Annotated in this window: 19 protein-coding genes and 2 pseudogenes; 8 read left to right on the plus strand and 13 right to left on the minus strand. The window is 39.9% G+C overall.

Annotation, left to right across the window (positions count from 1 at the left end; genetic code table 11):
* Positions 1 to 139: 139 nt before the first annotated feature.
* The 8 genes and pseudogenes from V7K53_RS28735 to V7K53_RS28770 all read right to left on the minus strand — a co-directional run.
* Positions 140 to 462, minus strand: a pseudogene (locus V7K53_RS28735) (DUF389 domain-containing protein); the annotation flags it as partial.
* Positions 463 to 625: 163 nt separating this feature from the next.
* The gene (locus V7K53_RS28740; protein WP_335200862.1) at positions 626 to 1678 is read right to left on the minus strand and encodes a saccharopine dehydrogenase family protein; all 1053 of its coding nucleotides are present in this window, start codon (positions 1676 to 1678) and stop codon (positions 626 to 628) included.
* Between the two features lie 18 nt (positions 1679 to 1696).
* A complete protein-coding gene (locus V7K53_RS28745; RefSeq protein ID WP_335200863.1) occupies positions 1697 to 2002 on the minus strand; it encodes a putative quinol monooxygenase in 306 nt (101 codons plus the stop codon).
* A 29-nt stretch (positions 2003 to 2031) separates the two neighbouring features.
* Entirely contained in the window at positions 2032 to 3672 is a 1641-nt protein-coding gene (locus tag V7K53_RS28750; RefSeq protein ID WP_335200864.1) for a lipoxygenase family protein, read from the minus strand.
* 93 nt (positions 3673 to 3765) lie between these two features.
* Positions 3766 to 5199 (minus strand): c-type cytochrome, encoded by a 1434-nt coding sequence (locus tag V7K53_RS28755; protein ID WP_335200865.1) that lies wholly within the window; start codon positions 5197 to 5199, stop codon positions 3766 to 3768.
* Between the two features lie 89 nt (positions 5200 to 5288).
* Positions 5289 to 5699, minus strand: a complete 411-nt coding sequence (locus V7K53_RS28760; protein WP_322709683.1) for a hypothetical protein — start codon at positions 5697 to 5699, stop codon at positions 5289 to 5291.
* 12 nt (positions 5700 to 5711) lie between these two features.
* On the minus strand, positions 5712 to 7178 hold the full coding sequence (locus tag V7K53_RS28765) for a c-type cytochrome (protein WP_335200866.1): 1467 nt from the start codon (positions 7176 to 7178) through the stop codon (positions 5712 to 5714).
* Positions 7179 to 7244: 66 nt separating this feature from the next.
* Positions 7245 to 8639: an NADH:flavin oxidoreductase gene (locus V7K53_RS28770; RefSeq protein ID WP_335200867.1), complete on the minus strand. Its 1395-nt coding sequence runs from the start codon at positions 8637 to 8639 to the stop codon at positions 7245 to 7247.
* Between the two features lie 734 nt (positions 8640 to 9373).
* Between V7K53_RS28770 and V7K53_RS28775 the strand changes: the two genes are divergently transcribed.
* The 3 genes from V7K53_RS28775 (at position 9374) to V7K53_RS28785 (ending at position 13998) form a co-directional block, all read left to right on the plus strand.
* Complete coding sequence (locus tag V7K53_RS28775) at positions 9374 to 11329, plus strand: hypothetical protein (protein ID WP_335200880.1); 1956 nt, start codon at positions 9374 to 9376, stop codon at positions 11327 to 11329.
* Positions 11330 to 11488: 159 nt separating this feature from the next.
* Entirely contained in the window at positions 11489 to 12961 is a 1473-nt protein-coding gene (locus V7K53_RS28780) for an esterase/lipase family protein (RefSeq protein ID WP_335200868.1), read from the plus strand.
* 245 nt (positions 12962 to 13206) lie between these two features.
* Positions 13207 to 13998, plus strand: a complete 792-nt coding sequence (locus V7K53_RS28785) for an SDR family NAD(P)-dependent oxidoreductase (RefSeq protein WP_335200869.1) — start codon at positions 13207 to 13209, stop codon at positions 13996 to 13998.
* Between the two features lie 181 nt (positions 13999 to 14179).
* Here the strand turns inward: V7K53_RS28785 and radC are convergent, their stop codons facing one another.
* The 3 genes and pseudogenes from radC to V7K53_RS28800 all read right to left on the minus strand — a co-directional run bounded on the left by radC (position 14180) and on the right by V7K53_RS28800 (position 16642).
* Complete coding sequence (radC, locus tag V7K53_RS28790) at positions 14180 to 14911, minus strand: RadC family protein (RefSeq protein WP_322664668.1); 732 nt, start codon at positions 14909 to 14911, stop codon at positions 14180 to 14182.
* 133 nt (positions 14912 to 15044) lie between these two features.
* Positions 15045 to 15158: pseudogene (locus V7K53_RS28795) on the minus strand (oxidoreductase); the annotation flags it as partial.
* Between the two features lie 44 nt (positions 15159 to 15202).
* Positions 15203 to 16642 carry a DHA2 family efflux MFS transporter permease subunit gene (locus tag V7K53_RS28800; protein WP_335200870.1) on the minus strand — a complete coding sequence of 480 codons (1440 nt, stop codon included), beginning with the start codon at positions 16640 to 16642 and terminating at the stop codon, positions 15203 to 15205.
* Between the two features lie 513 nt (positions 16643 to 17155).
* On the opposite strand from V7K53_RS28800, the gene V7K53_RS28805 reads away from it, so the two are divergent.
* From V7K53_RS28805 to V7K53_RS28815, 3 genes are all read left to right on the plus strand, one after another.
* Positions 17156 to 17605, plus strand: coding sequence for a hypothetical protein (locus V7K53_RS28805; RefSeq protein WP_335200871.1), 450 nt, complete (start codon positions 17156 to 17158; stop codon positions 17603 to 17605).
* Positions 17606 to 17908: 303 nt separating this feature from the next.
* Complete coding sequence (locus tag V7K53_RS28810; RefSeq protein WP_335200873.1) at positions 17909 to 18937, plus strand: Npun_R2821/Npun_R2822 family protein; 1029 nt, start codon at positions 17909 to 17911, stop codon at positions 18935 to 18937.
* Between the two features lie 65 nt (positions 18938 to 19002).
* Entirely contained in the window at positions 19003 to 19950 is a 948-nt protein-coding gene (locus V7K53_RS28815) for a glycosyltransferase family 2 protein (protein WP_335200874.1), read from the plus strand.
* Positions 19951 to 20079: 129 nt separating this feature from the next.
* Here the strand turns inward: V7K53_RS28815 and V7K53_RS28820 are convergent, their stop codons facing one another.
* The gene (locus V7K53_RS28820; protein ID WP_335200875.1) at positions 20080 to 20799 is read right to left on the minus strand and encodes a ParB N-terminal domain-containing protein; all 720 of its coding nucleotides are present in this window, start codon (positions 20797 to 20799) and stop codon (positions 20080 to 20082) included.
* Positions 20796 to 22181, minus strand: coding sequence for an AAA family ATPase (locus V7K53_RS28825; protein WP_335200876.1), 1386 nt, complete (start codon positions 22179 to 22181; stop codon positions 20796 to 20798). Before V7K53_RS28825 ends, V7K53_RS28820 begins: the two co-directional genes overlap by 4 nt.
* 264 nt (positions 22182 to 22445) lie before the next feature.
* Here V7K53_RS28825 and V7K53_RS28830 point away from each other — a divergent pair, with 264 nt between their 5' ends.
* Entirely contained in the window at positions 22446 to 22814 is a 369-nt protein-coding gene (locus V7K53_RS28830) for a zinc ribbon domain-containing protein (RefSeq protein ID WP_335200877.1), read from the plus strand.
* Between the two features lie 300 nt (positions 22815 to 23114).
* The gene (locus V7K53_RS28835) at positions 23115 to 23678 is read left to right on the plus strand and encodes a hypothetical protein (RefSeq protein WP_335200879.1); all 564 of its coding nucleotides are present in this window, start codon (positions 23115 to 23117) and stop codon (positions 23676 to 23678) included.
* Positions 23679 to 23735 lie beyond the last annotated feature (57 nt).

Below are 23735 nucleotides of genomic sequence, written 5' to 3' on the forward strand. Positions count from 1 at the left end.
TATACCTATTTGCCCAAAAAACCATCGATCGATATTTACCCAAAAGACTTACCTGCACTGCCTCCTGCTATTTTTTAGTTCCGTCGAACTCACGTAAGTTTAGGGTGTGGGTTCATAACTTCTAATTTCCTCCACTTGGTGCCAAGCTTAAGCCAATCACACAAATGGGGGGCATAAAGGCAACAGCGATCGCAGTTCCCGCTAAACTACCAGAGATTTTCGTCTCAACTTTTGCGTAGCCACTGATACCACCAGCCACTACCGCAATTCCCAAATCTAACAACGTTGGTCTCGATCGAGCTAAGACTTCACTACCATAGCTGGGCAATCCCACTAGCAAACCTAGAGTAAAGGCGATCGCTACCGCTAACATCGTGCCCACTGCTACAGCAATTATCCCTTTGCAAAATAAACTAATATCTGCTTCCAAAGCACAAAAGCTAACCCGCGAATCAGCAACATCAGAGGGGCAATTCATGAATTGCCCCAGAGCGCGTATAGTTCCAATTTGAAAAAAGAATGCAACACATAGACCATTTGTAGAGACGCGATTCATCGCATCTTTACCCAAGGATGTGTTGCAATCATCAATTGAATTAGTATTAGTTTTGCGTCAGTCCTAATTTTAGTCGAACCCGATAACGCCCGGAATTTCAAGGACAAAATCTGCGCCATATACAGATGCAGGAGTCTGGAATCCTACTTTAACTTCGCCTTGAATCACCCGTTTGCTCACTGCTACAGCCGCTAATGCCGTAAAATCGTATGCTTCCGGGCCTAAGAGCTTTGCAGTTACTTGTTGACCAGTTTCATCCTCAGCAATACCAATTACTCGAACTTGCCCCTTGGCTCGTTCTGCTGCCGTTGGCCCAGTGGGTAGAGTTTTAATTAGACTTGCTAAAGCACTTTGGAATAAAGACGAGTTAAATAACCATCCCAAATACTGGCTCGACTCCATCAGGAAGCGCACAGGGTTAGGAAATACGGTATAAACCTCAATATTGGGAATACCCGTACTTTGGAAAGCAGTGATAATATCAGCACGCCAAGGGTTTGTTACTGCTGTCTCGGGCCCATAACCAAAATCAACTTTACATCTTTTCGATGCTGGGCGAGATGGGATGAGCTTACCTGCTTCTCTAACTACCCCGATATGATGTAAAGTTGGCAGTACTGTATTTGCAGTTCCCTGAGATACACCGCCGACTGTTTCATAGATTAAAATCAGTCGCGTTGCAGCTGCTAACTTCTGTTTGAGGTAAGCAGCTACACAATCAGTAGGGACGACTCCAAATCCCACACCAGGGAGAAGCATTATCCCTGCATTTTTAGCCTCACTATCTCGTGCCTGTAGCGCCTGAAATTCAGGTACTTCGCCAGCTATGTCTAAATAGTGAGTTTTAGTTTGGAGGCAAGCATCGACAAGTGGCTTTAAGGTTTTGGAGAAAGGCCCAGAGCAGTTGATGACAGCAATTATATCCTCAAGAGAGCGAGCGATCGCTTGCGGATCGTCTAAGCCAAAAACCCGAAAGTCCAAACTTAATTCATCGGCTACAGCTGCTAGTGAACTTTGATTGCGTCCAGCTAAAATTAATTCCAGTCCGTTATTTTTAGCAGATTCAGCAATGAGTTTTCCAGCATAGCCAGTTGCACCATACAATAACACCCTTGATGTCATTATTATCACCAGCTAAGATTAATTGTTCGCAATCTGCTGCCATAACCTGACTTCAGGTGGTTCAACCAAAAATTGTCCTGATTTTTCGTTCAAAGCTTTAATATACGGCTGCTGTAAGTGTTGATCTAAAATTTCTTGGCTGACCCAGTTTTCATGTAACAGAAACAAAGATGGGTCGTCAGCAGATTGGTGCAAATCGTAATTAATACAACCTTCTTCTACAAGAGTGAGAGCTATTACAGGTTGAAATTCCTGCTTAAAATTTTCTTCCAAACCTGGCTTCACTTTTAGTCGAGCGGTGACGGTTACTTTCTGATTTGACATAGTGATTCCTCTTTTTTAGTAAAACTAATTCAAGTATTGATACTGTTAATAATTTGCGAAGGCTTGAAGTAGTTGTAAGGTATGGGACGAGTTTGATTTCTAATGTCTATTTGCCGTTCTATTTCATGCAAATTCTGTTGGAATTGCACCACAATTTCCTGTGCCAATGGATCGGCAAACTCCTCATCATAAAAACCCAATTTATCATAGTGGTACGATGTTAAAATCTCAGTCCACATCACCTGATCGGCAGCTTGTTTAAAGGGAGGAAGTATCTTCATAATAGTTTCCAAGTTCACGCCCTTAGTTTCTGGAATTGGGTGGTAGGCTGCATAGGGCATATTGGGTACAAAAGCCATATATTCGTACTGAGAAAAATTCAAAGCAGAGTGTAGAGGAGCGCAAGTGAATACTACCACACTGATGATTTCAATCAGTTGTTCTAGAGTTTCAATCTTGGCTGGCATTCCCTTGACTTTACCACCATCTTGAGCCACTAATTCTCTAGCCCAATTTTGCAATTCATAATCGTCACTGATATCCTGTGAGGTTTTGTAATAGAGTTGCAAGTATTCAGCCACAAACTTTTCAACGGCATTCCAAATTAATATACCATCGTCCCGGAAAGGAAAGTGCGGTAAAATTTCTGGGTCATCCGTTCGACGACTTTTTATTAATCGAGGGAAGGTAAACTTTTCCACACTCCATTCTTCATAAACTTTTGCCACAAATCCAAGAGACTCCGCCAATGAACCTGCCATAAACTCATCAACCGGGCCTCCAGGCTGTAAAAACTGAGTGCGTCCCAAATCGTTATCAAATAGCATGAAACGGAAGTGGGGTTTTAACAGTAAAGCGATGGGATGATTTTCTGCTAGTTGCCGCGCAGTTACAATTGCGAACGGAGCCATAACTGCATGGGTATAGGCGAAATGGCTACCCAATTCTTGATGATTGCCATCAGCAATTTGAACGCAGGTTTTTGCCAAAAACCAATCTAAATGGGGGTCATCTGGTGTATAAATCACGCTTTTTGCACCAGAGTCATGATTAATCTGGATAGCAACAGGTACTAGAGAACCACCATTAGGACTATCATTACTTTGCCAATAAAATAGAGCTTGTGGTTTGGGAAGGTACTTTTTAACATTCTCGTAGACACCACCTTGAATATCAGATAACAAAGGATAGTCTAAGAAATACAACTTGCCTTCCTTGAGTGCTTTTTCCAAAGTAAATCCTGTACCTGCAACCTTCTGAAAATGTGCATCCGTGACAGCAAAATTATCAGGTAATACATCAATTCTTTGGATAGCTAATGGGTTCGCTCCAGAGAGTCGTTGTTCTGCAAAACAAGAGTCTGTTTTGTAATTTTTTATGACATCGGGTTTTGGCAGGAGTGACAAAAGTTCTTCATATTCTTCCAATTCATCCAATGGGTCTAAGAAATTTCTGGCTTTGGCAGCTAGCATATTTGGTGCAAGACTTGCCATACTTGCCAAACGTTTAGCAGTATATTCCGCCGAGAAGATTTCCTTATGAGGAACTTTATCAATTACTGGTAGAGGAGCTAGATAATCGTAATTAAATTTGTACTCTTCTCGATTTTTATCTAGCCAATTGATTCGGACATTAACATCAGGATCTTTTTGTGGTAAATATGGTTTCACGATTATCTCCAATTCGGTTTTTTAGCGTTTGGTAGTAAACGAGCTACATCAGAAAGTTGCTAAATACTGATGTGATTTAGCAAACAACTTTCATTACTGAGTTTTCAGATACTCAATCAAGGCTTTTTTATTCTCATCAGATAAATCAGTGCCATAAATATGCCCCTGATTTGAATTAGCAGTTACCGTCGTATCGTATTTAAAACCTATAGCTTTGGCTTCATCTCCCTCAGTAATAAAACCAACTTTTTTGGGGTCGTAGACATCATATCCTCGATAGAAAACTTGAGGACGATTCTCTGGTTTTTCTAACAAATCTTGTAGAGATGGGACTGAACCATTATGTAAATATGGCGCTCTTAACCATAATCCATCTAGAGAAACAGATACATACCCATTAGTTTTGCGTAAGTTCTTAAAGTCCCAAGGGTAGCCATCACCAAAATGATTGTAAGTATCCGCTCCTTCTTGCGTCCACATATCTAAGCGATGGCGGTCAGTTCCCACTTCTTCCACAGGAATAACAGTACCCGTTCTTTCCCCACCAAAAGCGTGACAAGATGCACAAGTATTAGCAAAAATTTGACTTCCTTTTGCAGCCACTTGCTCATCAATAGCAAATGGGTATTTAGGAGGTGGTAGTTCTTGAATAAAATCTTCTACTCGTTGTAAATCAGCTACAGGAAGTGATTTTTTAGTAGCACCATCACCAATTGCTCCAGTTTGAACAGTTTCTGTTAGTGAAGTTTCTAACCCATCCCAATGGAGTGCAAACCCTTTGTGCATCTTTTGATTCCAAAGAGGCATCATATCAGAGTTGCCAATAGTGTTATCTTTAGGCAACTTTAAAGTATTGAATTTAACTGGATTAAAAGGATCAATTCGACCAGGCCCCCAGTTAGGTCGAGAATCTGTCCAACTATAGTCTTCTTTTTGTTGCAGCAGTGCTTTCTTAGTTTGAGGAATTAGCACATAGCGATAAAGTAAATTTTCTAACCAGGAAAGGTTGTAATTATATTTGATTTCGTCAAGGATATAATCTGCTGTAAATCTGGCATCGCCAGCAGTTGCACTCAAAAATCGTAAATAGCCTTGTGAATCAAACTTATTAGCAGGAGCAGCGGCCACAATTGTGGGTTTATCTTTCTCTGTTTTTCTATAGGTAGCAGTATGGCAAACAGCGCAAGTTATACCGACGCGAGGGAAACCAATGGTTTTTTTCGTAAATCCAACTGGCATTTCTTTACCCTCTTCCCATGTGATTCCCAAGGAAGTATAACCACCTGGCCCTGGTAATTTATCCGGGAATATTCGTGGTAGTACCAGCCAAATCCAATAGGGGACACCTTGCGCTTGTTCTGTGCCAATAGAACCATATTTAAAATGTTCTTCAGAGGATTCATAATATGTGGGAACCTCTCGAAAAAGGTTGTACCATCCCACATACCCAACTACACCAGCTAAAAGAATCGCAATTAAAACAATGCTTGTGATTACCCTACTTATTTTGTCTTTGAGTATTGTCATGGCACTCTTTTGCTCCTTTGCAGAAGAATCTGTTTGTAGTGTAGGTATATTGCCTACACTAAACTAGGGATAAAATTAGGATAATTGCTTCACTGGAATTGCAGCGATTGCATTTTGCTACGCATTGCTAAGGTCAGAAGAATTAGTTCCGCTAATCCAAAAAACAGGTCTACAAAGGCAATGGATAAAAATCCTTTATCTTGCCCAAAGAAAAGCACTGCACAAATGAAAAATGTTGAGCCAAAAGCTCTTGAAGGAAATATTGATATCCAAGCAGTTGCCTGATATCGGTACGGGTCAAGTGCCCCAGGAATATAAAATGCACTAATAATAAACAACAGCATTCCCGCAGCACGAACCCAGATAATTGGCTCTGGTATATGCATTTGAAGGAACGTCAGCATTAATTCTGGAAAGAAGCAAGAAGGAATGACAAAAAGCATATTAGCAATAATGCCAAGCCAAGTAACGCGACTAAACCATTTAGCGTAATTATTCATTTTTTTCTCCTTTTAAAGCTTTTTCATGTACTCAACTAGGGCATTTTTATCTTCTGTAGGAAGATCGGTACCATATAAATGACCACTATTACTATTTCCAGGCTTTGTGGTATCGAACTTAAAGTATTGCTTACCGTTTTCTACACCGACATCAGATACAAAGCCAACTTTTGCTCTGTCAATCACATCGTAGCCACGATAGAATTCTTTAGGTCTATTTTCTGGTGTTTCTAGTAAATCCCGTAAGGTGGGAACTGAGCCATTGTGCAAATAAGGGCCACGTAACCAAACACCATCAAGGGGCATATTTGCATAGCCATTAGTCTTACGGAAATTCTTAAAGCGCCACGGATACCCTGTATACAGAGTATTTTGGTTAGACATCGTTTTGTAGCTATATGAGTCGAGACGATGAGGGTCTGTACCAATTTCTTGAATTGGGACAACTTTGCCTGTATATGCACCACCAAAAGCGTGACAACTAGCACAATTGCTTTGAAAAAGCTGTTCTCCCTTCGCTGCTGTAGCTTCGTTAACTTCGTAGGGATATTTTGGTGGTGGTAGTTCCCAAAGCCAATCAGCAACTCTCTGAATTCGAGGCAAATCAATCGTTGTGGGTGTGACTCCAGCGCCTAAAGCTGCACTCTTATTTCGTTCATCAACGGAAGTGTTATTACCATCCCAATGTAACTGCAATCCCTCACGGGGTTTTTGATTCCAAACTGAGGGAAAATCAGAAGTACCAATCAGTTCATCCTCACGCAATTTATCCATTGGGAAATGGAATTGAATTGCTTTATAAGGATTAAAAGTATCTACTCTTCCTGGTCCCCAATCTGGTTGTTTTTCAACGAAATTAAGTCGAGATGCCTGATTAATTAGTGCATCTCTGGTTTGAGGAATTGCAATGAAGCGATAAAGTAATTTTTCAATGGGATTAAGACCACCACTGATTTTTTCAATTTCTGGCAACATTCGGTTAGCAGTAAAGCGCTCATCTACACCAACTGTTGATAAGAATTTGATATATCCCTGCAAATTAACTACATTAGCAGGCATTGCCGTGATGACTTGATGTTCGCTATTGGGGGTATTTCGCAACGTTCCTGTATGACATACAGCACAATTTAACCCAATTCGATCGATAAAGACTCGCCGTTGCGAAAAACCTATAGGCAAATCTTTGTCAGGTTCTTTGATAAATCCCAGAGAAGTGTAACCTTTTCCAGGTAATTTGTCTGGAAATAATTCTGGTAAAACTTTCCAAATCCAGTAAGGGATGCCATTGACAGGTTCGCTACCGATTGAACCATATTTAAAGTGGTTTTCAATATCAGCATAATCCACTGGAGAGTTAGACAGAACAGGCCAAAGGAAAAATGCTGCTACTGCTACAATACCTACAATTACAACCCAAATCCGTTGGAAGATTCCTTTGATTGAGGTTGGAAGCAGGGTAGGGTTTGTTTGTTCAGTCATGAAACACTCCCCATGTTGTCGAGATTATTTGTAAGCGAAATTGTCGATGCGGATCGCATCGCTTTTTTATCTAGATAAATTTGCAAACTGAGTTTCATGAAAGACTGACATTACTTCTTCCATCATCTCTTCATAACTATTGAAGCGATCCTGCTCGTAACAACCTAAAGGATTTTCAATTACATTCAGCAGGCATTTATTGCAATAGGTACAGGGTTTATCTGCCAAATCTTTACCTGCTTGAAAAGATTTAACTAGGTCATTATTAGCAATTAGGGTACGAGCCATTGTCACGCCATCACAATAGCGATCGCTTATTGCCTGACGAATATAAGAAGCTTGCTGTAAACCACCTGTACATAATACAGGAATATTAACGTGCTTTTTAATTTCTCTGGAATCTAGTAAGTTTCTGCCTTGGTTTTCTATTAGTAGCTGTTTGATTTTAGGATCTTTTACATCATCACCGCTAAATGCTTGAGGAGGCAATTGCTTTTTCACCCGATTCCATAAAAAATTGAAAAGTGGGTGCAAAAATGCTTTGCGAAATAAAATGTAGTTGCGTGTGGTTTCGACACCACTTGACAACATGGCGTCATAAGTTCTAGTAATGACATCAAAATTAAAATCACCAATGGGATTGAGTGGGTGAGGAAATAAGCTACCAGTTGACACATGGACGGCATCAGCCCCAGCTTCTTCTGCCCATTTACAAACTTGGATAGAATCTTCTATGGTATTACCTGGTTTTTCCCAAAAGGTGACGGCGTTGTTATAGTCAACGGCACTAATTTTGAATTGCAGATGAAAGTCGTTGCCTACTTCTTTGCGGATTTCTCTAATTACATCTAGCAAAAACCGCGCTCGATTCTCTAATGAACCACCATATTCATCTTGACGGTCGTTAATTCCAGAACTGAGAAATTGATTAAAAAGATATCCATTAGCACTGTGCAATTCCACGCCGTCCAAACCTGCTTCACGGGCACGTCTAGCACCATCGGCGAAGTATTGAATTGTTTCTTTAATCTCTGTTAGTGTCATCGCTTGACACAAAAAGCCGTGGAATGGCTCAGTTTGGCTAGTGGAACTTAAGGCTTTTTTTCCTAAGTTTTCTACACCACCAATATCTTGCTGTCGCCCCGAATGACTTAATTGCAAAATAAATTTACAGTCATATTCGTGGACTCTTTCTCCTACTTTTCGCCAAAATGGAATGCGCTCATCACAGTTAATGGTGGCGTAATTGGGCATAATTCGTCCCCGGATGGCGACTGGGACAAAGGAACTAATAATAGCTCCTACACCACCACGAGCAAACTTTTCTTCCCAGTTGATTCGGGCTTGAGTACCTGAACCATCATAGTTATCCCATCTTCCAGAAATACTTGAGCGAAATACCCGATTTTTTACTGTGAGATTACGGAATCTCAATGGTTCAAAAATAATATCGTTTTCCATGTGTTTCTCTGTCTTTATCTATCGTTTCGGCAGTAAAATTAGAAGTCAAAATTATTCGTAGCACTAACAGTCTCACCAGAGAACTATTTTTTCTAGTGTCTCTGGGAGGGGCAATTTTTTATGTCTACAAATCTACAGTGGAGGTTTTCGGATGTAACTGCTAACTATTAAGTTTTTGTTACTTAAATTTACTTAACCAGTTTCAGCATGGATATTTATCCTTATTGGTTTTTACAGTTATATAAAGACTTTTGCAATTTGTAAACCTACGGTATTTACAGAGCAATTCTTAAAAAAAGTGAAAATTTCCGTCTTTTATTTCTCTTAAAAGGTTAAGGCAACGTTAAAAGCAGCTAAAAGTAGCCGCTAACAATTTGTTACAAACCTAACCAAGTAGGTAGGAAATCGATATAACCATAGCAAATTGGTTATTGAACACCATTGTAAATTTACAAATTTTTAAATTTTTGATTTAGAAATGTATAAAAGTTTATTGATGACGTTTTACAAATTTGTGTAGTAACTTCATATATAACGAACCTCAGTAGGGTACATTCTAAATCATCAAAATATCCCAAGACTAAATCTGGAAAATGGGAAATTAGTGATGAAGCATTAATGTACCTCTGCAAATGTGAGGTGCAGTGTAAAAGGTTTAGGTGTTACAACCAGAGAGTTTTATGAAAAAGACAAGTCTAATTTTTAAGGGCTGTCTGCTCCTCTTATTCGTGACTATGTTTATAGTCTGCGGCTTTTATGGAACGCCTACAGCTCTAGCTGATGAGTATAGTGAAATACCTACTTCCATAAGTACAGAGTACTCGGATACCAGTGTATCTGAATACCCTGATAACTGCGAGGGTATCGGTTATCTCCCAGAGTACACAAAGGAGAATTTGACAGATGCCGAGAAACGGGGTCGTTGCACTTGGTACTTATGGACTGGCGGTAATTCTAAGTACTATCGCGATTTAGCGAAGCGAACACATGGCGGTGTTGACCTGCTAAAGCTGATTGACTCGCGTATGCATGACGAGCGATTGCAACGTTATGGCGCAATTAACGATCCTGGATGTGAAAAGGCGACAGCACCAGATGAATACGGATTGCTGCTAGATAAATGTAAAGATCCGCTCTCAACTGGCGTAATTGGGTTGCGTAAGTTCCCCAACCCCAACTTTGACTCGGCGAAATGGAACCCTGTTGAATATGCCAAAAACTCACAAGTTGAGCCTCCTTACGTAATTGGCCAGTCCTGCGCCATCTGTCACGTAGCGTTAGATCCCCTTAATCCACCCAAAGACAAGGAACATCCAAAATGGGAAAACCTTGTAGCAGCATTGGGTAATCAGTACATTAAGGAAAATAAATTATTTGCATCCAGCGTTGGAGAAAATAGTTTTGTTAAGCAAGTACTTGATTCTCAAAGACCTGGAACTTCTGATACTTCTAGGATTGCCACCGATCACATCAATAATCCGAATGCGATTAATGCAATTTTTAATTTAGGCGATCGCCCCACATATCCAGAGGTGATGAACGATGGTTCAACTAAGGATGTTAATCATATTCTCAAGGATGGTGCGGACTCTACAGGAGTGGCAAATGCCTCACTACGCGTCTACGTCAACATTGGGATGTGCGGCGATTACTGGACAAGTCTTCATGAGCCTTTATTAGGCAGAACTCCCCAAAAACCTTTTGATATTGAAAAGGCACGGAAGGAGTGCGAAGGCTGGAGACAGACAGAAGCACGCATGGCTGATGCCGAAGCATTCTTAAAAACCATCAAGCCGATGCACCTGAAAGATGCACCAGGTGGCGAACAGTTCTTGACTAAAGATGAGGAAGTTCTCAAACGTGGCAAGCTGGTTTTTGCCAGCACTTGTGCTAGTTGTCATTCCAGCAAAAAGCCACCAGATGCGATCGCTGCTGACGCCGAACAGGCTCAAAAATGGTACGAAGAGTCTGTACTCAGTAGTAATTTTCTCGACCACAACTTCTTGTCTGATGACCAGCGTTATCCAGTTACACTAATTGGTACCAATGCGGCGCGATCGCTAGGGACAAATGCCGCTAAGGGGCATATTTGGGATCAGTTCTCGTCGAAGACGTTCAAAGAACTGCCATCACCAGGTACTTTGACGCTGTACAACCCTTTAGATGAGAAAAAACCCATCGAATTTAAGATACCTGACGGCGGTTTGGGTTATTACCGTACACCCTCACTAGTGAGCATTTGGGCAACAGCACCACTTCTTCACAACAATACACTAGGACTTTACAACGAAGATCCTTCAGTGAAAGGACGTGTAGAAGCCTATACGGATGCGATGGAAAAGCTGCTATGGCCTGAAAAGCGTGAGGGAATTATCAGCAGGACAGATCGAGATAGCAAATTAGAGCTTCCCCCAGGAGATCCGAATCCGAGATTTAAGCTTCCTGTTCCTAAAGGTACACCTGTGAATTTGCTGGCAAGCATCAATATGAGAGAGGCGATTACATCTCTGAATCTCAGCAGCCTTTTCCAAGACTTGAAACCGGGCGGTGGAATTAAGGGTAAGTTAGGACGTGTGCTTTTAAGAGCCAACAAATCTCCTGACTTTGTAGAAGATGAGGGTCATTATTTTGGCTCAAATCTCCCAGATGAAGATAAGAAAGCCCTAATTGAGTTCGTGAAAACTTTCTAAGTACAGCTCCCGTGTAAAATCGTAGTGTTTTAAACGCAGAGAATTCGCTACGAATTAATAAAATGTTTGTACTAAGACAACTTGTCTTGATATTCTGCACTCGTTCCCAGATTTAACCTGGGAACGAGAAAAAATATTGATTAAATAGCAAGGATATATATGCAGTATTTACCAATCGTCTTCGTTCGTGGATATGCAGGTACACAAAAAGATGTTGAGCAAACAGTCAACGATCCCTTTTATGGATTCAATAGTGGTTCAACTCATATTCGAGTAGATGAGAAGGAAAATCCCCAGAAGTTTTTTTTCGAGAGTCCATTGCTGCGGCTAATGACCGATCATGGTTATCAACCGATTGTTGACAATCAGAATGTGAGCAATCAGATTAAAAGATTGTCCGATCGACTTCATCAAACTATTTGGATCTATCGATTTTATGATATATCTACACCTAGTTTTGGCTCATCAAGTGTCGTTCGGCAGGAGATGGAGCAAATAGCTCAGGGTTTAAGAAAACTGATCCAGAATGTCAAGGATACAACAGGCGCTGACAAAATTTATCTTGTTGCCCACTCGATGGGAGGTCTTGTTTGTCGCAGCTTGATTCAAAAGGTTTATCCAGAACAAGGCGAGCAAGCTGCCGATCACATTGACAAATTCTTTACCTACGCTACACCTCATGGCGGTATTTATTTTGAGGTTGGGAGTGGCTTGCTGGAAAATCTGAGAGACAAGTTTCAATTGAATAATTCTGATGACTTTGGCCCTCAGCGGATGTACCAATATTTAACACCTGATGTCCGGCCAACGGATGAGTTACCCGATAACTTTCAGCTACAACAATTACAAAGCATAGATAATGCATTTTCGCCAAGCCGCGTTTTTTCTCTAATTGGCACGAATGCACATGATTATGAAGAAGCTTTTGGTCTTTCACGCAATCTTGTTGGAGTGAAAAGTGATGGTCTAGTTCAGATTGATAAAGCTTATATCCTTGGATCTCATCGTGCTTATGTTCATCGCTCTCATGGTGGGCGTTATGGCATCTTGAACTCCGAAGAAGGTTATCAAAACCTGCAACGATTTTTGTTTGGTGATATCCAGGTGAAACTCTCTCTGAGCAATGTTGAGTTAAAAGACCTGGACAAGAATTTTTATCAGTTGGAAACTAGAGTGGCTTTGCGTGGTCTTCCTATTCCTATATATGAGCAAGCGATCGCTCATTATTGCCCAATTACACAAGAATTAACCCGAACAGATAAACCTATTCCGCTATTTACAGCTTTCTTAATCCCCAAAAACTCAGTCAATGATGATAATACCTGTAGATATGCCCTGCGTTTAGCACTGCATTCCTTTACAAAACAAGAGACAAATTGGTTGCGCGACCATCATCTCGATCAAGTGCCCGTATGGTCTGACTATCTAATTACTGATGTTGCCGAATCAAATAGCAGTTATGAGGCTAAATACAGTTGGAATTCTGAAGAAAAAGAGCCAGTAACAAAGTTAAATCCGACTTCCGAATCCAGTTCGGGTATATATGTTGCGTATGTTTCCTTACCTGAACGCGGGCAAAAAATCTTAGGAACAAATGCAGCAGTTCGCTTGGAAATTTCCCAATGGCAATAAATAAGTGCTTGTTGTGTAGTCAGTGATTAGTTGTGTTTACTTAGCACTTTTTAATTATTCTGGAGAGAGAATAATCAAGATTAAAGAACGTTAGGTTAATAATGACTAATAACTAATGATTCATAAAAGATATGAGTGAAAAAGAATGGAGAAATGAAGCCTACATCTCTATAAGGTTTCTGGATTAAAACATAGTTATTTTCACCAGATGTCTATTTATTTCAAGCTGTTAAGAGAGGAAAATTATGCAGACTAATCGCAAACAAACGGCTCTTATTACTGGTGCATCTGGCGGCATCGGTTATGAATTCGTGAAATTATTTGCTCAGGATGGTTACAATCTTGTATTGGTAGCTAGAAGCCTGGAAAAGCTGAATAAAATTGCCGATGAATTTAAAAAGAAATTTGGCATTGATGTCAAAGTTATTTCCAAAGATTTATCTAACCCATCAGCCCCAGAAGAAATTTTCACGGAGCTAGAACAAGCATCGATTAATATTGATGTGTTGGTGAACAATGCCGGGTTTGCTACCTACGGATTATTTAACGAAATTGACCTGAATGCTGAAATGCAATTGCTACAGGTTAATGTTTTATGTCTGACACATTTAACCAAGTTATTTCTCAAAGGTATGGTTAAACGGAGGTCTGGAAAAATATTAAACCTGGCTTCCACTGCTGCTTTTCAACCAGGGCCACTGATGGCAGTATACTACGCTAGTAAAGCCTATGTCTTATCGTTCTCAGAAGCGATCGCTAATGAATTAGAAGGTACAGGCGTTTCTGTAACAGCACTTTGTCCGGGGCCTACAGAATCTGGTTTTCAACAAAGAGCCGCAATGGAAGACTCAAAGTTGGTAAGCGGTCAAAAAATTATGACTGCGGAAACAGTAGCCCAAATCGGTTATCGCGGTCTATTTGAAAACAAAACTGTTGTTGTTCCTGGAATTAAAAATAAGCTGCTCGCTGAATCTGTAAGATTTACTCCCAGAAAGCTGGTGACTAAACTAGTCAGAAATATGCAGGAAAGCAAGTAGTAGTCGGCGTAAATAATTAAGGCAGGGGGAAAAGAACTTGGGGACAAGGAGAATTAGGGACAAGGGGAAAAACTTGTTGCAAGTTCTCACCTTTTGTCCCCTTATCCCCCCTTGTCCCCCTTGTCTCTCTTGTCCCACCTGCCCCTCTGCCCCTCTGCTCCCCTGCCCCCCTGCTTTTTCACTAATCCCCCTGTGGATGCTCATCCCACAAGGTTGTCAGTTCTCGTAAACTTTGATGATTGCCATTACCCAAAATCAGATGATCTAGTACCGGAATGCCCAAAAGCTGCGCCCCTGATAACAACTGACGCGTCAATTCTATATCTTCTTGGCTGGGTTCAAGGTTCCCAGAAGGATGGTTGTGGGCAACTATTACCCGCGTTGCGCCTTGACGAATAACTTCTCGAAAAATATCACGGGGAGAGGCTAGGGTTTCGGTTGCAGTGCCAATAGTAATTACTTGCGTACCCAATAAGCGATTCTTGACATCTAACAGCACTACTGCAAAACGTTCTTGTACCTGCCACATCAAATCTTGGCTGAGGGTAGCAGCAGCAGCAAGTGGGCTATCAATTAATGTGCCATCATTGGGACGTGATTGAAAGGCGCGTTTACCCAATTCAATTGCTGCTAAAATGCTTGTCGCCTTCGCCGGGCCAACACCAGAAATTTGCATCAACTCAGCAGGGCTAACTTCTCGCAGAACTACCAAAGGATCGCGTTGGTGTTTGGCTAATTCGCTCAAGATATATTGTCCCAAACCCACAGCAGATAATTTTCCTGGCCCTTGACCAGTGCCTAGAAGAATTGCGATTAACTCCGCTGTGGCTAAAATTTTTGCACCATGCGTCATTAATCGCTCACGCGGACGCTCATTTGTAGGTAGGTCGGCAATTCTGAGGCAATAGGTCATATTAAACTAAGAAAATAGCACCACACATAGAACTATCCTTAGTTATCCCTCGTTTGCTCTCAAAATCATCTTTATTTGAGAAAATCTTTAATTTTAGGAAATTATAAAAGCAGTTAAAGTTTTTAAAGATAATAGCAGCGAGTATTACTGTTGCTCCAACTGAAGCCAAAGCGATCGCAGTTGCTTCTCCAATTCCCACTGAAGCGCCAGTAATAATTGCCACTTTTCCTTCTAATTTACCTGTCATTTATCTAACTCCTTAGTAATTGATAATTGTGCATTGGGCATTAATTATTCTTTCCCTGCGTCCCACCTCTTACCGATCCTCAAAACAGATGCAACAGCCGCCCCACAGAGTATTAGGGCTGCAAAGCGAAAAGTTCCTTGGAATCCTGCAACGATCGCATCAGGAGGGGCAACAGAGACATCTGCACCCGCAGACATGCTAGCGATTAAGGCTCCAAATACTGCCCCGATTACAGAAACTCCTACGGTGTTACCTGATGTACGCGATAAAGACAAAAGCCCAGAAGCAATCCCTAGCCGCTCTCTCGGTACCGATCCCATAACAGTGCTGTTATTGGGCGATTGAAATAAACCTAGACCAATGCCGTAAATAAAATAGCGCGATACATAACCTAACTCAGTAATTTGAGCGTCAAAAGTACTAATTCCCAGACAGCCGCCAATCATCAACCCCAGCCCAATTGAACTGATTATTCGAGCGCCAAAGCGGTCTGAAAGTATTCCAGCTAAGGGGGCAATTAATCCACTCAGTACAGGTGATACAGCTAGTAACAGCCCTACTTTTACCGTCGGATAATGCTTGACGCTCTCTAGAAAGAAAGGGACGATGAGTAGCGAACCGCCAATAACAATGAATGCTAGCCAGCCACTTAGCAAACCCATACTCAACTGGAGATTGCGAAACAGCTTTAGCTCTAGTAGTGGCTGCTTTAGAATCGCTTCAACTACCAAAAAAGTAGTGAAACTCACGGCGGCGATCGCTAATAATACCAATGAATTACTACTGCTAAAGCCCTGGCTCTGCCCTAGCGTCATACCCAGCCCAAAACTACCCAGAGTCAATAAAGCCAATATGGCTCCCAAAAAGTCAAATTTTTGTTTGCCCTCAATGCGTGCAGAAGGTGGCACTACACGAGCTATTAAGAAACTAGCAATAATCCCCAAGGGTACATTGATGAAGAATATACTATGCCAGCCTGACCAGCTTAAGAGCAATCCGCCAGCAGAGGGGCCAAAAGCAATTCCCAGTGACACTACACTACCGATGATGCCAACAGCCCGACCTCGTTCGGAAGAGGGAAAAACCTCTGTGATAATTGCCAAACCAAGCCCAGAAATGAACACAGCACCTAGTCCTTGAAGTGCCCGAAAGCCGATCAACCACTCAATACCAGGTGCAAAACCACACAATAGCGAACTGAAAGTGAACAGAACAAGTCCCCCCTGGTATAAGGACTTCTTACCCCACATGTCCCCCAAGCGTGTTGCTCCCAAAACTAAACCGGAACTGACCAACTGGTAACTCAATACAGCCCATTGGGTGGTAGGAAAACTAGTGCCAAAGGCTTGCACCAATGTGGGCAAAGCAACATTAATGATGCCCACATCCAGGGTAGACATGAATACCCCAAGTCCGACACCGAGTAAGACCCAATTTTTTTGAGAGCCTGATAAAGCCAGAGGTTCTGCTTGGAATTGTGCCAACGTTTAGCCTCCACCTTTGACTTTACGATTGTAAATAGTTTGCATACGTATATTTATTGTAGGGTGCTATTCTCGCTACGAAGTTCGGGAAACTAAGTTTAACGTGAGTTCTTGCAGAAGTAGGGAAAAGGTTAAGGGGTAAAGGATAAAGGTCTGAAATTTTCCCTTACCCTTTCCCCTTTACCCTTTCCCCTTTACCCTTTACCCTTTCCCCTTTACCCTTTACCCAACACAGGTATCTACTTCCCAATCGGCAAGATTGGCTTTTCCACTTGTCATATATTTGGTAAAGTACTTAAGTACTCTTAACTCTGCACTCCTTCGGCTATATCAACGATAGTATTCAACAAAGTACGGTAACTTGATGGAGTTACTGTAATTGAGACTAGTTAGCAAACTATCATAGACAACTCTCAGAAGCAAGCTCTAAAGAAAATGGAGAATCGGGAATGGGAAATGTCAATTATTAAAGTCACATCTGCAACTGCAAATAAGTACCTTTTTGTATAAGCAATGACTCAAAAAGCTGCCTTATCTCGATTTGCTTTCGGATTTATTGCAGGCTTTGTGTCTGTTTTGCTATTTCACCAAGGTATGTTGGGGCTGCTATATGCAGTGAATTTCACACCTCGCGCCCCTTATTCAACTGCACCAACACCACCATTAGGAATTCCGCAAATTTGGTCAAATGCTTTCTGGGGAGGCATTTGGGGACTTACTTGGGTAGTAATTGCACCTCGTTTTCGACACGATAAAAACTATTGGTTAGGAGCTTTAGTCTTTGGTGCAATTGCTCCGACGCTAGTGGCTTGGTTTGTAGTTGCACCGCTCAAGGGTCAACCCATCGCAGGCGGCTGGAAACTTGTGGGAATAGTGACAGGTTTATTGGTTAATGGTGCTTGGGGTTTGGGAACCGCCGGGTTGCTGAGATTATTCTCTAGGAGGCAATTGTTTAACAGCTAGAGTTTTAGGCGCTTCTAAGTAGGTGGTTAATGTTTAGTATCATCCAAACTAACCAAAATAGCTTCCTGCTTATTTCAGCATCAAGTTGAAAATGTGTATATTATTATTTGAGAATAATCGGTCAAAAAATAGCCATCGTATTATTCGCGTTAGACCAATTCTGTATAAAGATGTGTAGAAATAACCCCACCATCTGCGGTGCTTCCTGCAAGTTCGGGAAGGTTGGGAGGGGTCTAAATGATGTGCAGCTTCACAAAGAATTGGCATTACTCAGTAAATCAAAAATCAAAAGAATTTATTACAATGGATAATTTTGGGATTTACACACTTGCTAATGACGTAGTATTTGACCAACTAGTAGCTTTGCTAAATAGCATTGAGGTGAATGTTAGTCCAGATATTCCGATTTGTATTATTCCCTATGATGACCGCTTAAAACGAGTCAAGCAGGAGATACATTCTCGACCGAATGTCACTCTGTTTGATGATAAAAGCTCAATCAAAAAATGGGAGGATTTTGCCATTCAAGTTTGGAATGCTTATCCAAGAAATGTCCGAAAAAATAAACCTTCTATCGAATGGAATAAAAAAAATAATTTAATCCGAAAAATGTGTGCTTTTGACGGTGAGTTTGAAAGATTTGTATTTTATGATGCTGATAGTTTGGCAATGAATAAGTTGGACAAGGTTTTAGACAAACTAGACCAATACGACTTTGTGTTTGATGACTGGGAACACACAAAACAAACTTCAGTTGCAGCTTTCGACTTGCCGAAGTTAGAACAAAAAATGTCTTTGCCTGAATCTGAAATCAGACGAGAGATTCACTGTTCTAGTTTTTTTGGTTCAAAAAAGGGTATTTTAGGCGCTGAAGAATTAAAAATACTCAAAAAGCGATTGATAGAAGATAAAGAAGTCGAATTGATTAACGAAATCGCTTGGTGGTGTGACGCAGATTTATTTAGTTACATGACTTTTAGAATTGCTCGACCACTATTTAACTTTACACTCAGTCCCAATGGTGAAGATAGAACTGGTAACTGTGCTAATGCAAATCCATTTGTGAACATTGATAATGTTCTTTACAACCAACAAGGATTAAAACCAATTCATCGCCTTCATTATATGGGCTATTCTGCTATTGGATTTACCCGCTTGTGTAAAGGTGAAGATGTTGATATTCGTTACAAAAATGAATTTTTACACTATCGCTTTCTGAAGCAACCAGAGCAAAAACCGAAGCGATTAAAGCCACCTACCATAGCGGCTAGAAGCAATCGATTTATCAAAAAACTTTTGAATAAAATTAATCAAACTATTTCTTACACTTAGCTTTTGCCCAGCCTTGCTCATGATGTGTTTAGTTAGTGAGCAATGTCCACTTTCATATTGCAAAAATGCCTAAAGTTAGTGTTTCCATTCCCACATTTAATCGAGTTAATTTACTGCCTTTCGCAATTGACAGTGTACTCAATCAGTCTGAGCAAGACTTTGAGCTAATTGTTTGTGATGACGGTTCTAGCGATCGCACACCCGAATTGATGTCACAATACACAGACAATCGGATTAAATATATCCGTCATCAGCAAAATATTGGTAAAAGTAATAATATGCGCTCTGGCTTTGATGCTGCCACTGGTGAATATTTTATTAAATTTGATGATGACGACCGGCTAACACCCGATTTTCTCGCAAGTACAGCAGCTATTCTTGCTGAAGACTCTAGCATTGATTTTGTTGGTACAGACCATTGGATAATTGATATTAACAATGTCCGGGATGAGGCAAAAACTCAAGAAAATTCTCATCGCTGGGGTAGGAAGAATTTACCCGCAGGTGTTGTAAATAATTTGTTGGAAGTCGTATTTATTCAGCAAAGCTTTCAAGTTGGAGCGACATTATTTCGCCGTAAAACCTTGCAAGAATTAGGATATATGCAGCCAAATCTGCAAAATTGTGAGGATAATGATTTATTTGTGCGTCTGGCTTTGGCTGGAAAAAAGGGCTATTACCTACCAGAATTATTGATGGAATATCGCTACCATGCAGAGCAGCAAGGTATTAATCGAGCTATTCCTTATTTATTTGATAAAATTCAGTATTTAGAAAATTATAAGTTTGAGTCTGAAAAATTAGAGAAAGTCAGAAAAAATCGTTTAACTGAAACGCAATTATTATTAGGTTTGCGTTTAATTGAAAAGGGTGAAACGCAAAAAGGCAGAGAGCTAGTTTTAGCGGGACAGTCTTTTTCGACTACTAAAGCTTGGACAGGTTTAGGTTTATCGTTGTTACCAGTTGGCTGGCGAGTTAAGGCGTTTAATGCACTGCGACAGATGCAGGGTTAGAGATTGACATATTGTGCAACTTACTTTTCACGTCATCTAGGAAAGCTGTGTAGGTTGGGTTGAGAAACGAAACCCAACATTAAGCGTTAATTGTTAGGTTTCACTTCGTTCAACCCAACCTACGATTATCTAATAACTTTTTGACCACTCATCAATAATGGTCAAAATTGTTTGCACACCTAATCCTTGGACAGATTTCATTACATCACGATAATCTTCAAACTCTTGCTTCGGTTTCTTGCGTCGAGCATCAAATATGTCTTTTGCAAGTTTTTCAGCCCCACGAATCCTAGAGCGTTGTAACTTTATAGATAATTTGTCTTTATCCAAAGAGTTCAATAAACTAAGTGGATTACTCTGTTCACCCTTTTGGGGAATAAGGTTTTCAAGTTGCTTGAACTGACTATCTACTCTTTGTCTTTCTTGTAGAAATTCTGACTTAAACTCATTAAATTGCTTCTCAAGACGTAATTCTAAATTTGCTAGACGTGGTTCTAACTTTGTTGTTTCAGGCTGTGGTGTTACTTGTTTAGTAGAAGAATCAATTCCTTTAAGAGATGTTACTTGCTTTATTACTAAATCCTCTAATTTTGGAGCAATGACAAAAGCATTAACCATTTCACCTTGTCGAGGGTTTTTTTCTCTTGCCCTGACAGCAGCATAATATTCAAAATGTCCATCAACTACGGTATAGCTCTCTACTCCTGTAACTTTCACAACCAATGGTCTGATAATTCCTCCAGTTTCTATAATTATATCTGCAAGATTTTCTAAATCAGCTTCTGCAAAATTTGAACGAGGTTCATTAGAAATAATATTTTTTACATCTACCAAAGAAAAATTCATCATTTATTTAATCCTATTCCTACCAATACTTCATCTGCTAAAATATCAAATTCCATAGCAGATTTTTGAGCATCTGATTTTACTTCTTCTGCATATTTAACAACAGATTTGGGATCGGGATATTCTAAATCTCCAACTGTTATAGTCTGATTCATACATTCGGATAGTACGGTTCTATCATAAATTACTGCTTCCATCAAAGGCAGATTATAACGTTCTGAAATCACACTCCTTTGTTTAGGAAAAGTATATTGTAAAAATTTAGAATTGGTAGAAATTTTGGAAGCCAGGATACCCATTAATATAATGTGTGGTTTTCCTATCATTTCTCTGAATTCATTAACTTCTATAATAAAGTTTTTGACACTTAACAATCCTTGGTTTGCAAATGGCTTTAAATCTGAAGGAATTATTAGGTAATCAGCAGCGACAAGTGCGACTTTAGCATATAAATCTCTGGATGGAGGTGTATCAATAATAACAACATCATATTCTTGCTCTACTTTTTTTAATTTTGTAACCAACCTAGTCTTACTAGCATCAATTTGATTAAGTTTATACTGTCCTTCTATTAAATTAATATGTGCAGGAATAACATCTAATTCAGGATTGTTGAAATAATGTGATTTTCGAATAACATCGGGTATTAAATAAAAATCACCTGATTCTAATAAATGATAGATATTAGAATCTCGTAAATCATCATCTTCATCAAATTGGAATTTTATTAATCCTGTAGCAAAAGTAGTATTTGCCTGGGAATCTATATCAATTAACAGTACTCTTTTACCTTTTTTACTCAATGCTGCTGCAAGATTGACTGCAACAGTAGTTTTACCAACGCCGCCTTTATTATGGTAAACCGCAATTATTTTCATTGAATGTTTCCTCTTGGTTTGAGAACTAAACTTATTTTCAGTTATTTGAACTTCTGCTTTATCTACCAACTGTCCTTCTTTAAGGCTATCTCTACCAATTAAACTTTTAATTTTATCTAACTTAGTCTCAACTTCCTTACCAGAACATTGAAATACTAGTTGAATATCGTATTGTAATTTTTGATAAATTCTAATCTCTTTGCCATTAGTCAACAATCCATACCTGACATTCAAGCTGGTTAAATAATGCCTGAGTCGAGGGACATGATGATTTAAGTTTTGTTTGGGATGCTTTGCCTCCATGACGACACTCAACGGCGAATTGGCATCTAAGACAAAGGGAATCACTTGTGCGGCAAATGCTAAAAAATCTAAGCGGATGCTACCAATGGCAACCTCTTGATGCCAGGTGTCAGGAGTATAACCTAGCTGTGGTAGCAAATATTGCACTATGAGTTTGCTTTCAACTTCGCTTTCGTTACGGCACAGCTCAGGATTAAAAGGCAATATTTTTTTACCTCTAAATAATTATTGGAGTTGGGATCAAACCTGATATTTGCTAGATTATGGCATACCTTTAATTAGGTTGAGTGATTTATATCACTTATAAAATATAAAAAATCATCATAAAGTTAGTACTTTTGCTGATAAAGTAACCAATTTTGAGAGCTAGCCATATTCAAAATTAACAGGCTACGTATATATTTCCCCATTATCCCTGTAAATGGCTAGAATCAATAGTGTTTACCTATTTGCGCTAAAGGTAAGGTTTTGGCTACTGTATCTTGTCCCCGCTGCCATCAACTTGTTGATAGTCAAGCTATTAGTTGTCCTTATTGTCAGACTACACTCAAAGCTTACGGTCATCCCGGTATTCCATTGCATCGCGCCGCTGGGGATGGGTATCTGTGCGACACCTGCACCTATCACGCTGATGATACTTGCAATTTTCCTAAACGTCCCTACGCCAAAGACTGTACTCTCTACCAAAATATTGAAGAGACAAAGTTAGAGTTGGAACAGCAGCGTTACACTAACAGTTTTGCTGTAACTGTGAAAAGTTGGGTAAAACGCAATCAGGCTTTGCTGTTGGTTTTGGGCTTATTATTGGTCTGTTTGTTCTTCAGTCTAGTAACTTAAATGAGTTTAAAACAATCGCCCAGATAACGGGCGATTAGTCATCAGTAAAAAAATTGTGCGGCAATAAATAAAACTTAATCTTGCTTTTTTGGAAATTTTGACGATCTTTAAGGATCTATTTTGGATTCGTCCATGTTATTTTGAGATATTAGAACAGACCTTACCTAGAAATAGGAGGGTCTGTTCTGCAAAAAACAAAGTTCCACTCTAAATAGAGAAGTGATGTAAAGTTTGCCGACCTACCACACTTACTCTACTCAGAGGGAGAGTCTAAAAACTTACCCTTAAGGAGGTGAGCTTATGTCTAGACTTATGTCATTAAGTCTAGAAGAGTCTGTCTTGCAAAGTCAATGGACTGTCCTAATTGAATTACATCGTCAAAAGCTTGAAAGAGCGCCTAAAATCATTGAGCTAGCAAAACTGACAAACCAAAAACTGGAGATTTTGCAGTGTTTGGCAATCGAAGGCGAGAGCAGTGCCAGAGCAATTGCCGAAATAATACATCGTTCTAGGTCAACTATTGCAAAAGATTTGAGAGAGCTTTCCAGTTTCAAATATGCAAACTACAGAGAAGTTAGTGCAGGATTAGGAGCAATAAGACCAAGGCGTTTGTATGAGCTTGCACATGATTTTTCATCTGATACAATTAATGCTGCCATAGAGTACAAAAGCAAAAAAAGTTTTAAGCTTCCTAATTCTGTTGCAGAAAGTTTATTGGAATCGGTTTTGTCAGATACTAATCTAAATCACGATGTTACAGAAAAGAGAGATTTATTTTTCTTTCATTTGAGACATCAAGCTTTAGAGTTGTCACCCACTATTCAATCTATCCCTCTTCTGTCACTTTCCGAGTATTCTGAATAAAAGGATTAAAAGAAAAAACTCTGGAAGGTAAGCAGGGCAATGGATGTAGAATTACAA

The organism is Nostoc sp. (assembly GCF_036917355.1).
In the GTDB taxonomy this organism is placed as follows: Bacteria; Cyanobacteriota; Cyanobacteriia; order Cyanobacteriales; family Nostocaceae; genus Nostoc.